Genomic DNA, 12,691 nt, shown 5'->3' with positions numbered 1-12,691 from the left:
AATGGCCTCTACCGGCTAGCATTCATGTTGTAATTAGCCCGTATCGTGATTGTGCCATCCGTTTCGGTTACGGTATGGCAGCGTATTACGGCCAGTTCTGGCTGCGTTTGCACGGTATAGGTGGTGTTGTATACCAGCCGCTCAGCTGGGATGCAGTCCACTACCTTTCCTTCATAGGTGTCCACCTGCACGTTATCAGTGATGCGGGATGAGACCAGTTTTGCTGGGGCATAACACTGTAGGCCAGTTACCTCTGGACCATGATTCCAGTATTGCCCAATAGCAACGGGGCTGAGTTGACCAGGCAGCAGGATAGCTTTAGTGGCCTTGGCGCTTGGCTGGCTGGGAGCTACGTCGGATTGCTTGTCACAAGCCGAGGTCAGCAGGGTGCCAGCTAGTAGCATGGTGAGGGCGAAAGTAGAGGTGTGTGCCATGATAGTGAGTGGGTTAAATGATTGTATATCATGAATCTACCTCACTGTTAATATAATTAAAATAGCTCTAGGAAAGTTTATATATACACCTAGGCAAGGGACAGAACAACCTAATAATTACCTAAAAGTTTATATTAATTATTGTTATGATTATAGGTAACACTCAAGTAACCTTATGCGTAAACGTGGATAGGTATCACCTTTAACACCTACTACTATGCTACTTCCTGGCACACTTGGCACCGCTACCGTGGTGCGCCGCTAGAAGAAACTCTCGATAATAAAAAAGCCCCACCTACTACAGTAGATGGGGCTTTTTTATTAACAGAAAGGCTACTAGTAGATTCTAGCCTGATTATTTTCGTCGATGGAAAAATAGGTGCCGTTATCGAAGATACTGGGAGCTTTCTCAGTACGCTGCTGGCGAGAGGCTACTACGGCTTGGAGCGACTGACCGAACGCTTTTGCTCTGCCTTCTGCTTCTATCGAAGCATCACTGCCCAAGCCTTCTGATTCAAAGTAAGCTTGAATTGCTGGAGTGACAGAAGCGATAAACTGATCTAGCGGGGTATCCTGAGTTATATCTTCCATTCTGCTAATCTAAAGAGAATCTTCTTCACACAGATAAAGTAAAAGCCCTGAACTACTTGGGGTAGCCAGGGCTTTCGTTTGTCGTTATGGAATTGGGGGAGGGCTGCAAGGTAGAGAAAGTCCTCAAATTCGATGACTTTTATTAGTTATACTTCTTATTAGATAAAATCATTTAATCGAAGAAGCCGGGCTGCAGTCCCGGCTTCCCTCCGATACAAACCTCGGCATGGCTGCGCAGCCATTCGGGTTACCGTAGGCAGTGGCCACCACCAAGTGAACACCGCCTACGATTCTATTAGGCCAGCTTCCAGCGGGCCGGTACCCAGGCCCACTTGCTGGCATGATTGCGAAGTATCCAGCCGCCCGTAGCACTGGCCAGCACCAGCACGGCGTACACGTACCAAGGCGGGCCTACCTCCTTTACACTAACCGAAGGTGTGTTGCCCTTGCCGATGCCAGCGGCCCCACCATCGGCGCCGGCTTCGCGGTTGTCGGTGGCTTTGTTCTGCTGGCCCAGCTGCACGGGGGCTTCGGTCTTCGAGGGCACAGCCGCGGTGTTGCCTGTGCCTTCTTGAATGATTATGGTGCCTTTGTTCTTGAACTTTCCCGATGAAGCAAACACCGAGGCTACTTTCGAAACTGCTGATTTAAGAAAACCCTTCTCTTTGATTGGAGCTAATGAAGCAGGTTTTGCAGCGATGTTCGAACTGTGTTCTTTGCCCAAGTCAGATGAGGGGTTGGAAATATTACTTTCCAAATAATTGGCTGCTTTATGCGGCTGGTCGCGCTGGTAGTCTAGCTGGGACAAGGCCACATCAACGGGCTCCTGCCCGGGAGCTGCAGTGCCCTTGGGTAGCGCGCAGGCCGTTACGCTCAGCATGACGGATAAGAGTAGATAATGCTTCATCTCAGTAATTCCAGTTAGCCGCCGCGTAGATGTCGGTGGCAGCGTAAAACGTGCGGTGCATACCGGCATTAGTACCCCGCCCCTCATTACCACCTATACACCAAGCCCCGCGCGCGGGCCGACCCTTGCGCACGGCTCGGGCCAACTCCACGCAGGCCGTAATGTGCGCAATGCGCCCCCGGCTGGCAGAGTAAATGCCAATCTTGTGGCCTACCTGTACACTGTCAAAGCTGCCCACCTTGCCCTTGAGCACGTTGCGCTTGGAGTCGAGGAACCAGTTATAGGAGCCGCCAGCACCTTTCGGCCTCGGAAGCCCGCAGCGCTTTTGTGCTTCGGCCTGGGTGAAGCCGCACCACTCGTTGCCGCGTACCCCGCCGTTTTCCAGAATAATTCGGGTAACTGCTGGGCCATCGTTGCGGCCGGTGGCCTCCCGTATCCAGAGGTTAGCGGTGAGCCATTGGGTTGTACAGGCGGCGTTCTGGGCCTGTAATGCCCGGCTGGTTTGGGCTTGAGCAGCCCACACTGCCACCAAGGAGTAGAACAGCCAGAAGCCTAGCACGCGCCAGATAAAGCGGTGGTGCACTCTTGTTGTCATATCACTTGTCATAAAATGCAGCCGCGCATTTTTTTTGTTAAAAAGGCCTTCAGTGGTCACTAAAAGCATTTTCAACCAGATGCAATGGCGCTATTTTTTTGTTATACAATAAGCGCAGCCGCAATGATGGAAGCGCAGGCCAAGGCAATGAGCTGCCAGCGGCCTTGCTGGTATTCCTTGAACCGTTCGTACCCGCTTAGGTAGCCGAACTCGCGGGCATAGTATTTCTTCGCCCATCGCTTGGCAGGCTTTGCTGTGATGCTCTGAGCCAGCCATACGAGGCCTATAAACAGAAAGAAGTACCCAGCGGCAAAAAGGAACTTGCTCCCGGTGCCCGCTGGCACCCAGCCACTAGCCTGCTTCACGGTATCAACCTCGGCGCTGGTCATGTTGTCGGGTGCTTTCTGCGCTACCTGGTGCAGGTCTACGCCGTTGAGGGCAGCCGTTACCTGCAGCAATACCTGCTGGCCATAGAGCACGCCGAGGCCAATGGTGAAGAAAATCAGAAAGGTGAGCCAGTTGCTACGTAGTGAGCTGATGAGGCGCTTGAAAAGAGAGGATTGCATATGTATTAAGAATTGGGTTTGAATTTTCCACTAGCCTTCTGCACTTCGATGAAGACATCGAAGGCATGCACGCTTTTGCGTAGGACTTCATTTTCTTCTTCCAGCTTATCCTGCCGCTCTTTCAGGTAATCGACGACAACCCGATCTTCCTTGCGCTCCATGCGCATTTCCGTGACCAGCTTGGTCAGGGCCAGCACCGCTTCCTTCGTATCCTTATTCGTGGCGTCCGTCGTGGCCTGGTTGCGGTTAATAAACCACAGCACGAAAGCCAAGCTCACGGTGATGAATCCCCCCACTACCACGTTCGGCACGGCCAACGCAGCATCCAGCAGCACAACAGAGAGGGTATAAGTAGGAAGCACGGCGATACAGGCAGCTAGAAACGGGGTTGGGAGAAGAGGTAAGCCAGCTACCACCTGTTGCCAGCTGGGCGGAGGCCAGAGCAGCGGGTAGCGAGGGGTGTAGCGTGGTAGGCAGATCGAATAGGTCATGGTGCTAGGCGTTGGTCAGACGGGCACAGAGAAGCGAGAGGCAAGCGGGCTACTTGCTCAGCACCACCGTAGCAGTGCCGAGCGTACCAGGTAGAGAGTATGGGGCTTACTTGGCGGGAATCACCAGCAGTAAGCTGTCAGGATTGCCCGTGGTGTACTGGCCTGTGCTTCGGATGCGCAGTACATAGTTGTAGTCCGCACCCGCCTTTCGGGGGTAAGGATAGGATGGGGTGAAGTGCGTCTGCCCAGCTGGGAATAGGAGTGGCGTAGGGTTATTAGGGTCGCTCTCTGGATAGAGGTTCAACACGCCATCAGCCGTAACCTGAAGGTAGAGTTGTGTATCCACCGTAAATGGAGTAGACACCTGGAAATCAAGGTTAACATTCTGCGTATCGGCCGTTTGCGCTCCTAATGTTCCGGTAACTGTTAGCGTTGGCAGCGAGCCGGAAAGCGTACCCTGTGCGCTCACCACGAAAGAGCTTTGCCCCGTTTGCGGGTCAATGGAAACGGAGGGGTTGTCCGTGCTCAACACCTTCCAGCCCACCTCATATCGGTTGGCTTTCTTCACCTTGCCCACGGCTTGCAAGGCGGGTGGGATATAGGAAGTCTGCCCGGCGGGAACCGTAATGGTATAGAGCCCACCGTCCTTGTTATTGTCGTTGAACAGCGCGCCCCCACTGATACTGTTATCGTAGAATTGCAGCGTAATGGCCGTGGCTTGTGCTACGGGTGTAGTTAATATGCCCGCGACAGCTAGGTCTATACTGTTTGTTGTTTCATTACTGCCCGTAATGCGGATACCGGCGTAGGGCACCCCTGGAGTTGCCACCTTGGGCACTACAATTAAATCAGGTCTACCAGCGGGCCACAGCGAATTGTGTCGCACGATTATTCCATTGCCCGCCAACGGGTTTAGGGGGGTAAACGTGTTGAATGCGGCATTAGCCCCGAAATAGTTTACCCCTGTAGAGCCGTATAGATCGGCGGTAAACAATTCGTCGTTACCGAACACATAGCGTGAAATACCCTCAATAGCCTGATTAGCTACATTAGGGTACGTTACGGCACCGTAGCCAGTAAACGGCTGCGAAGAAGTACAGAGGCCTATTTTATCCGTTGCTTCATTTTTAAACAACAGGTGATACAGCCCATCTTTGAAATACAAGAACGGGTCAATAATATCTACTGGAAATGAAGAGCCAGTTATTTTGACTGGGGTGCCTACTGTTGGATTAGAGGAGAATAAATTATTTACTGGAACCGCCCAAATCTGGAAATACATCACCTCCTCATAATTCGTAGGCTCTTTTTTCTCATTAGTTGAGTGGGCGTAAATAATATAGTCCTGGCCATTAATAACGGTCAGTTTAGGACTCCAGCTCGTAGCCAACGGGTCCGTAGAAACGACCAGATTTTTCAAGAATTTCCAGTCGCGCCCGTTTCCGGAAGGGCTAACTGCCAGCGCAAAGTGTCCGGTATTATTATAGAATTGCCCGGTTATAATGTTGGTGTGCACCATTACCTGAGCAAAGCCACCAGCTGCCGTGTAGCGCTCTAACACGTTGGGGTCGCGTACGGATCGCCCGGCCACTCTATCCGTGTAAGTGAAGTTGTTGACTAGCCGCTGATTGCCTAGCACGCCCGCGTACATTCTTGGCTCCTCGCTAGCAGCGTCGAATGAATAGGTAACAAGACCATCGTTCGGGAACGTGGCGGCAATACCGGGGCCGGCTTGCACTGGAGCAGCCGTAACCGTTACGGTACGCACCGGCGAGATTTTAATGGTGTCTGTATTGTCAGTTACCGTGTTAGTCAGAGCGTAGGAGCCCGCAACAGTGGGTGTCCAACTGCCAGAATAAGAAGCGCCACTACCTGCATACACCTGGATTACTTGCCCTGTGTTAGTATTTTCTGCCTGCACCAGCAGTTCATAGGGGCTAGTACCTCCGCTAGCTGTCGCAGTAAAGGCCAGTGCGCCACCCACCGCAACCGTGCTGCCACTGGGAAGCGTCAGGCCAGCAGCCAGGACAGAGGTAGCGGCATTTACCGTCACCAATACATCATCCGTTTTCTGCCCGTTCTTATCGTCGGTAACGGTCAGGCGAAACTGATAGATGCCCGCGACCAAGCCGCTCACCACAACATTTTGTGTGGAAGCGGGCATGCCCGTAGCATTATTAGGACCGGTGATCTGGGCCCAGCTGTACGAGCTGATAGTGCCATCACTGTCTGAGCCCGTACCCAGTAGCGCTACCTGATTGGTAGGCAGCTGCAGCGTGATATCCGCGCCCGCATTGGCCGTAGGCAGCATGTTTGCCGCCGGTACCGTAACGGTGAAATAGAGCGTCGCCGTGCCCGCGCTGGTCGTCGCCGTAATGTTGCCCGACGTGGCGCCCGCCGGTACGGGTACTACGATCTGGGTCGCCGTAACGCTGACGGGTGCTGCGGCCGTGCCATTGAAGGCGACCAGCGCCCCCGTCAGGTTGGTGCCAGTCAATACTACCTGCGTGCCCACCATGCCACTGGCAGGCTGCGCCTGCGTCAGCGTAGGACCAGGCACCACCACTGGCCCCGTGAAGGCCGTGGCATTGCTCACGAACTCTCCGGCGGGCCTGCCACCGCTGGCCTTCACGCGCGCCCGCACCGAGCCCACGCTATGCGGGCCGGTGATACCGGGATAGTAAATGCGCCCGCCCTGCGAGTAGATATCCGTCGGCGTACTGAAGCCTGCGGCTACGTCAGCCTTTTCCAGCTCGTAGTCGGAAGCCGAAGCATAGCCGGGCACGGCCAGGTGCGAGAAGATATTTCCTACGTCGTCTACTTGCGCACCCTTCGGGGCCGGCGGCACCGTCACGGCTACACCATTAGCCACTTGCTGCAGGAGAAAGGCATTCACGTCATTCTGATTCGTGAATTCCGGATGGGTACCGTACTGGCCTTCCGTGATGGTAGTAAAGCCTACGTTCTGGGGTATTTCGCTTTTCAGCGCGTAGTCGTCAATAATGCCATCCAGGGCACTGATGACGGGAGCACTGCGCGTTACGTCGGCCGGGCCACCGGGTACTACTTTAAATACAAGTCGAATGCGTTGCTTGTGCTGGGAGCGGGAAGCCATAGAGGGCTAGAATAAGAAGATGATGTAGCTAGACGGGAATGAATTGGACCCCACCGCGGCCCCGCTTGCGGCGGGTTGGACTGCAGGTAGTCGCTACTGTGCCCCGATACACCCGTAGCGCTGCTTCTAGCCGACCCCGCCGAATAGAAGCCTTGGCCTCGGCATCCGCCTTCAGCTCTACCCGCTCGGTGCGGCTGATGGCCTGCGTGTCGGCGGCCATATACTCAATGCCATTCGGGGTAACGTGAATACCGTGCATGCCCAGAAAGCGGCGGTAGGCCTCCAGTACCCACAGAGGGCGAATCTTTTCAGCAAACAGCTTCTCAAACAGGGCCGACCAGTTGGCGCGGGTGGTCAGCAGCGCAGCCCGTTCCGCTTCTGTTAGCAGTTCCAAATCATACTCCCATGCTTCCAAGATGTAGGGCTGAATCAGCGCGTCAGCCACGTTCTGTGACATCGGCGTCAAGTCCTTGAAGTCGGCTTTGGTGATGGGTAGCTGGCTCATGTAGCAGGCGTAGGAGTAGGAGTAGTTTTCGGGCCTAGGCCAATCAAGCCGCGGCGCTCATCGGGCGTCATATCGGCCAGCACCTGGTTGGCTACCAGCGCGGGCAAACCAGCCAGGGCCTGCAGGGTGCGCTCGGCATCCGTCGACTGTGGTTTCTCCAGCTCAGGCAGGCCACCGAAGGCCCGGATTTCATCATCGGTCATTTTGCCCGCCACCGTCGGATCGAGGTAGTCCACTGGGTTCAGCGGCTTCACGCTCCAGTCCGACAGCTCTGGATACAGCTTAGCCAGCGGGGCAATAATGGAAGCGCGGGCCGGCTCTACCGTCAGGTTGAACAGCTTTATGCTGTTGACGATCTGTTGATTATTGCCCAGCATGCCCGCCTCGGCCACCCCGATGAGCACCGGCGGTACGCCCATGTGCCGGCACACCGCGCCCGTGATGCGGTTGCGCATGTCGGTCAGGCCTTTGGAGTTGGGGCCCTTGTCGATGAAGTCAATCTTGGGCGCCTCCTCCTCTTTCTCCACGGCCAGCACCAGCACCGAGGATTCGGACTCGCTGCCCTTCATGGCCTTCACGCCCTTCTTGATGTCGAGCAGGTCCGGCGACTCCACATCGGGCGCGTCATCCATCGTCTGGCCTTCGCCAGGCACGAAGTCCGGATCAGCCTCGGGGCTGTACTTGGCTCCGATAACCGTCATCACGGCATCGGGAAAGAAGCCGTTCTTGGCCTGCTTCTTATCGAAGCGGGCCAGGGCCGCATCCGTCTCCAGGTCTTCTTTGGCGGCGTAGTAGCTCGGCACGGGGTACTGGGTGCGCCCGGGCCGCGCCTCAAAGGAAAAGACCAGGTGCCCCCAATACCCGGCCTCCGACTGCACGGCAGCCAGCACCTCCTCCGCAATCTCCTCCTCCGAAGCCAGCGGGTTGAAGGGCAGATACACCCGGTTATCAGCAGCCGAGCGTTTCCCCTCGCTCAGCCCGTAATTCACTACGAAGCGCCCTAGTCCGTCCTTTTCCCGCCGCAGGCAGTCCGATGGCTCCACAAACACATCACCACGCTGGCCACCGTAGGTGTAGCGTACTACGAGGGCCACGCCGAGGCCTGCGCCGGCGTAGTGCTTGGCCTCCGCTAGCAGATCATTGAGCGTTTGCTCATCGTTGGCCCGCATGGTCGCCGTAGCCTCCGAGGCAAAGCCTTTGCCGCCAATAAACTGGGCAATGCGCGTCACGCAGGCTTCTGCCGTGCCCGAGTCGTAGAGGATGCGCAGGCATTCCTGGGGCAGCTGGTCACTAGCACCCCAGCTCACGAGCTTGAGCTTTTCGCCGGGGCCACCCGCAGGGATGGCCGGCGCATTCAGAACCGAGGAAGGAGCGCCAACGCGAAGCAGGGAAACGGTAGAAGTGCGGCGGCGCTTAGCCATGGGGAATGTCGTCTGGCAGTGGGGAAAGAAAAAGGCCGCTACTCAAGTAGCAGCGGCCCTTTTTCGTGGTTGAGAGGGGACTAGCTTAGTCCTGCAGGTCGAGCTCAGCCTTCTTGGCGGCAATCAGCTCCTTCAGCTCTTTCGCAGTCTTGGCTGCATCTGGCTCTTCGCCGAACAATTCTTTGTAATCGGCTACGGCCTGCTGCTTTTCGGTCAGCCGCGGCTGGCTGGGCTCTGACTTGGCTGCTTCTTTCTTCACGAAAGCGTGCTCAAAGCCGTTTTTAATGAAGAATTCCGCGGCTTCGTCGGTCAGGTTGTCGGCCGTTACCACCGAGCTGAATTTTTCGTGCACGAATTGCTCGTTTTCAAAGCCGGGAGCGAGGCTGTAATTAGAATCTGCCATGAGTTCAGGATGTAAAAGGCGAAGGGCTTGGCGTTCGTAAGCTTCTAGGATGCCCACGTAGCCCGAATAATTGCAGTTGGTGCAGCCCGCCGCAGAGCCGCCGGTGATGAGCGCGTAGAGCGCGTGTAATTCGGCTTTGCCTGCGTTGGTGTGCCGCTTGGAGAGCGAGAGGCTAAGCCAGGCTTGCACCCGGCTTAGCGTTTCGGCAGTGTAAGCGACAGCCACGGCTTAGGGAACAGGCTCCTCTACTACCTCCGCACCCGTTACCAGGGCATCCAGGTAGGCGCGGGAAGCCGCCAGCTGGCTCTGGCCACCCGAAACGGGCGCCTCGAAGAACATCGGGAAGTCGTCTTCCTTGCCGGTGAGCGTGGTCTTCATGATGTTGTTATCATCCGTCAGATTCGTGCCCGTCCCGTCTTCGCCTGTGCTGGTTTCGCTGCCGTACTTCTTGAAAAACACGCGGATATCACCACCCGCCGTTTCCTGAAACACGACTTTGGCATCGGCCTTCAGGAACTCGGTCAGGGCGTTGAGCCCGATCTGGTCCTTGTAGCGGTACTCCTGAATGAGCGTCTGCTCTACCTCGGTGCTGCCGTTGTCGGTGGTGTTGGACTTGTTGGCGCCACTGCCACGCTTGGGCCGGCCTACGGCCTTAATGCCCTTTTCACCCGCCTTCAGGCCAAAGCCCGAGAGCGCACCCGTGGTGCTGTTGAGGGTTTCGGCGCCGGTGAACTGGTCCTGCTGGAATACCCAGCTGTTGCGGTTGATGCCACCTGACTTGCCGCACTTGGAGCTGGTGACACTTTTGGAAATGCGGTTGCAGATATCTTCTGCCATGAGTTCGGTTCTCCTTTCGAAATGGCCCTAGGCGTTGCTGCACCTAGGGCGGGTTTCACGAATGATTCAGTAGCAGACTAGACCGCGAACGATACGAGGATGTCGTAGGCGAAGCCCGAGCCGAGGCGGAAGAGCACACGCCACCAGTTGATGCGAGTGCGAGCCTCGTACTTGAACTCGGCTGTCGTCATATCCGACTCCAGGTCCGTAGCCCAGATCAGGTTTTTGGGCGCTGTGTACAAAGCCAGGTGAGGCGAAGCAGTAGAGAAGTCCAGCTTCATGAACTGCTCCCACACTTTGAGTTCCTTGATCTCAATGCCGTCGTAGTAGTAGGTGCGGGTGCCCTTCTCGTACTCCAGCTTCTGCGAGTTTTCACCGTCAGCGGGCGCATAGGCAAACTTGAGCAGACGGTACAGGCTCTTGGTGAGGTAGATGGCTTTCTGGGCATCATCCACATCCTGCAGCTCATCCGAGCAGTTGGTTACCAGGTCTTCCAGCACCTCGAAGATTTTCTTCGGGTCAGCCTTCAGCGCGGCGTAGTCGATAGCAGCACCGCGGTAGGTACCGGTGGCACCCGTGGCGCCGGCCGTGGGCGCAGCAGCCAGCAGCTTTTTGCGCAAGCCGTTGGTCTGGTTGTAGTCCTTGCTGGCGCTGGCTTTGTCGCCGAGCATCCAAATGCGCAGGGCATCACCGTACACCACCGGGTTTACCTGGTCGTTCAAGGCCAAGTCCAGCAGGTTGGCAAACTCGGGCTGATTGCCCACGGGCACCTTGGCAATACCACCCTCGGCATAAGCACGTACCAGCGTTTCGATTTCCGTACCAGTCAGGTCAGAATCTGTCGCGTGGCCCGCGTTGAGCATGCCTTGCAGGATGGTATTAACGAAGGTTTCGGCGCAGTCCTCATCCTGAGCCATCAGCGGATCAACGCTGATTTCGTTGGTCTTGAAGGTGGCCAGCGCGCCGGTGCCCTGGAATTCGCCGCAACCGGTGTCGCGGACGGTCACCTTGTTTTTAGCCAGCAGGCCCTGCATGAGCACGCTGGTCTTGATGTTTTCCACTACCCGAATACCTAGCTCCTGGAGCGTAGGAATCTTGCGGGCGGGCATGGTCACAACGGCTACTGGGGGCCGGTAAGAGGGAATATTCTCGAAGAACATAACACGAACAGGTAAAAGGCGAGAGAAGAAAAAGCGAGAGGACGCTTAGCCGACAGGCTACAGGCCAGCGTGGTGAGCAGCTTTCGGACGGGGCGTGTTGCTATTCTTCGTGTCCACCTGGGGGGCAGCACTAGCACGGGCCGACGGGCGGGGCGTAGGCGGCACGGTCTTGTTAAACTTGGCCTCCATCGTGTCCAGACGCTGGGTAAGAGGCGCAATGGCAGCGGTTACGGCAGCCGTAATAGCTTCCGTAGTGGTAGCAGCTGCCTCCGTAGGAGCTTCGCCCTCATCGGACGCATCGCTTACCGACTCCGCAACACCGCCAGCCACCACGATTTCGCGGCCATCTTCGGCTTCATAAGTGGCATCGGCCGTGGCGACACTCAAGGCCTCATCGTTGAACACCTCTTTGCCTTGGGCCAGTGGGCCATCGGTATAGAGCGTACCGGCACCATCCGCCAGCACGGTAGCCGTAGCTTCAGCGGTTACCTCGGTGGTATCAGCGGCACCATCAATGGTGGCTTTTACCCCAAGCTTTTTGGCCAAGTCAGCTACGATTTTAGCATTGGCTTTCTGCTCGGCAGTAAGGGGCGTAACTTTCTTGGCGGCTGTCTTAGCAGCGGCCGGGGTGGCGTTCTTGGCCATAGGTTTAGGGGAAGCGTTAGCGGCGGGCCGCGAAGCAGCCGCCTTGGGTTTAGGCGTATTGAGGGCGTGCACAGTGCGCTTATCGGCGCGGGCTACGGCCAATTTGAAATGCTTGAGCTTGGCCTGAGCCTCTACTTTGGTTGGGGCCTTGGACTTGAGCGGGTTGACCTTCGTGACGAATCCAAAGTCAAGCGCTTCCGCAGCGGTCATAAAGCGGTCTACGCTCACCAGCTGACGCACCTCCTGCTCACTCTTGCCGGAAGCAGCCACGTACACATCCACAATGGCTTGCTCGTCCCGGTCAATGCGGTCGGCGTCGGCGCGCAGATCTTCCGCCCGTTGCGAGTAGGTACCACTGGGATAGAGCGGGCGGTGAACCATCCACTGCGCGGTATGCTCCATCTCTATCTCGTCAGCAGCTAAGGCGACGATGGTGCCGGAACTGGCCGTAATACTGAGCACGTGGGCGCGGATGGGCAGCCCCAGGCCGCGCAGGTAGTTGTAAATTTCCAACGCGTGGCGCACCGAGCCACCGTAGCAGATGCCGAATTGCAGTAGGATGCTATCTACCTCAATGCCCTCGTATTCGGCGTACTGCAAGTGCATGCGAATATCCTCCACGGTAAAGGAGGGTATCCACTCGAAAAAGTCCCAGTCGATACCGCCAGGGCCAATGTTTTCGGGTACGGGAATGACGAGTTCGGGCATGTTGCGGGCGCCTATTGGGGGCGTTGCAACAAAGAAATCTCCACTTCTTGGGGCAGTGCAAATAAGGCCGGAACTTCACCGGCATACCACCGGCAGGGTGCCGGGATTATTTTTCTATGGAAGTCAATCCGCCGAAAAACACGGTCAAACGCCTCAAGGAACTAGCTGCTGCGGAAGGCATTCCGCTCAACTCCTTCCTCACGCCGTTCCTCAACGACATTGCCCAGGGTCGCCTCGTGCGCGTACCCCATTACCCGGCTCCTGCTAAAACACAATCCTAATGGCTGATGCTTCCGAAGTAGTACTCCTGCGA

Annotated in this window: 14 protein-coding genes; 1 reads left to right on the top strand and 13 read right to left on the bottom strand. The window is 56.4% G+C overall.

The window, feature by feature from the left end; genetic code table 11:
* Window positions 1–8: 8 nt before the first annotated feature.
* From EU557_RS03625 to EU557_RS03565, 13 genes are all read right to left on the bottom strand, one after another.
* Window positions 9–434: a hypothetical protein gene (locus EU557_RS03625; protein ID WP_135529039.1), complete on the bottom strand. Its 426-nt coding sequence runs from the start codon at window positions 432–434 to the stop codon at window positions 9–11.
* Window positions 435–770: 336 nt separating this feature from the next.
* Window positions 771–1,025 (bottom strand): hypothetical protein, encoded by a 255-nt coding sequence (locus tag EU557_RS03620; protein ID WP_135529038.1) that lies wholly within the window; start codon window positions 1,023–1,025, stop codon window positions 771–773.
* A 295-nt stretch (window positions 1,026–1,320) separates the two neighbouring features.
* Entirely contained in the window at window positions 1,321–1,932 is a 612-nt protein-coding gene (locus tag EU557_RS03615; RefSeq protein WP_135529037.1) for a hypothetical protein, read from the bottom strand.
* A gap of 1 nt (window position 1,933) precedes the next feature.
* Window positions 1,934–2,527, bottom strand: a complete 594-nt coding sequence (locus tag EU557_RS03610) for a hypothetical protein (RefSeq protein ID WP_135529036.1) — start codon at window positions 2,525–2,527, stop codon at window positions 1,934–1,936.
* A gap of 101 nt (window positions 2,528–2,628) precedes the next feature.
* Window positions 2,629–3,093: a hypothetical protein gene (locus EU557_RS03605; protein WP_135529035.1), complete on the bottom strand. Its 465-nt coding sequence runs from the start codon at window positions 3,091–3,093 to the stop codon at window positions 2,629–2,631.
* 5 nt (window positions 3,094–3,098) lie between these two features.
* The gene (locus tag EU557_RS03600) at window positions 3,099–3,584 is read right to left on the bottom strand and encodes a hypothetical protein (protein WP_135529034.1); all 486 of its coding nucleotides are present in this window, start codon (window positions 3,582–3,584) and stop codon (window positions 3,099–3,101) included.
* 106 nt (window positions 3,585–3,690) lie between these two features.
* On the bottom strand, window positions 3,691–6,699 hold the full coding sequence (locus EU557_RS03595) for a PKD domain-containing protein (protein ID WP_135529033.1): 3,009 nt from the start codon (window positions 6,697–6,699) through the stop codon (window positions 3,691–3,693).
* A gap of 28 nt (window positions 6,700–6,727) precedes the next feature.
* A complete protein-coding gene (locus EU557_RS03590; RefSeq protein ID WP_135529032.1) occupies window positions 6,728–7,204 on the bottom strand; it encodes a DUF6712 family protein in 477 nt (158 codons plus the stop codon).
* The gene (locus EU557_RS03585; RefSeq protein ID WP_135529031.1) at window positions 7,201–8,625 is read right to left on the bottom strand and encodes a phage portal family protein; all 1,425 of its coding nucleotides are present in this window, start codon (window positions 8,623–8,625) and stop codon (window positions 7,201–7,203) included. Before EU557_RS03585 ends, EU557_RS03590 begins: the two co-directional genes overlap by 4 nt.
* 85 nt (window positions 8,626–8,710) lie before the next feature.
* The gene (locus EU557_RS03580) at window positions 8,711–9,253 is read right to left on the bottom strand and encodes a hypothetical protein (protein ID WP_135529030.1); all 543 of its coding nucleotides are present in this window, start codon (window positions 9,251–9,253) and stop codon (window positions 8,711–8,713) included.
* A gap of 3 nt (window positions 9,254–9,256) precedes the next feature.
* Window positions 9,257–9,865, bottom strand: a complete 609-nt coding sequence (locus tag EU557_RS03575; protein WP_135529029.1) for a hypothetical protein — start codon at window positions 9,863–9,865, stop codon at window positions 9,257–9,259.
* 77 nt (window positions 9,866–9,942) lie between these two features.
* Window positions 9,943–11,025, bottom strand: a complete 1,083-nt coding sequence (locus tag EU557_RS03570; RefSeq protein WP_135529028.1) for a hypothetical protein — start codon at window positions 11,023–11,025, stop codon at window positions 9,943–9,945.
* A 57-nt stretch (window positions 11,026–11,082) separates the two neighbouring features.
* Complete coding sequence (locus EU557_RS03565; RefSeq protein WP_135529027.1) at window positions 11,083–12,378, bottom strand: Clp protease ClpP; 1,296 nt, start codon at window positions 12,376–12,378, stop codon at window positions 11,083–11,085.
* 116 nt (window positions 12,379–12,494) lie between these two features.
* On the opposite strand from EU557_RS03565, the gene EU557_RS25400 reads away from it, so the two are divergent.
* The gene (locus tag EU557_RS25400) at window positions 12,495–12,659 is read left to right on the top strand and encodes a hypothetical protein (protein ID WP_167855077.1); all 165 of its coding nucleotides are present in this window, start codon (window positions 12,495–12,497) and stop codon (window positions 12,657–12,659) included.
* Window positions 12,660–12,691 lie beyond the last annotated feature (32 nt).

This window comes from Hymenobacter wooponensis (genome assembly GCF_004745865.1).
Classification (GTDB): Bacteria; Bacteroidota; Bacteroidia; order Cytophagales; family Hymenobacteraceae; genus Hymenobacter; species Hymenobacter wooponensis.
The sequence above is the reverse complement of the archived record's forward strand: the minus strand, read 5'-3'. Positions and strand labels throughout refer to the sequence as shown.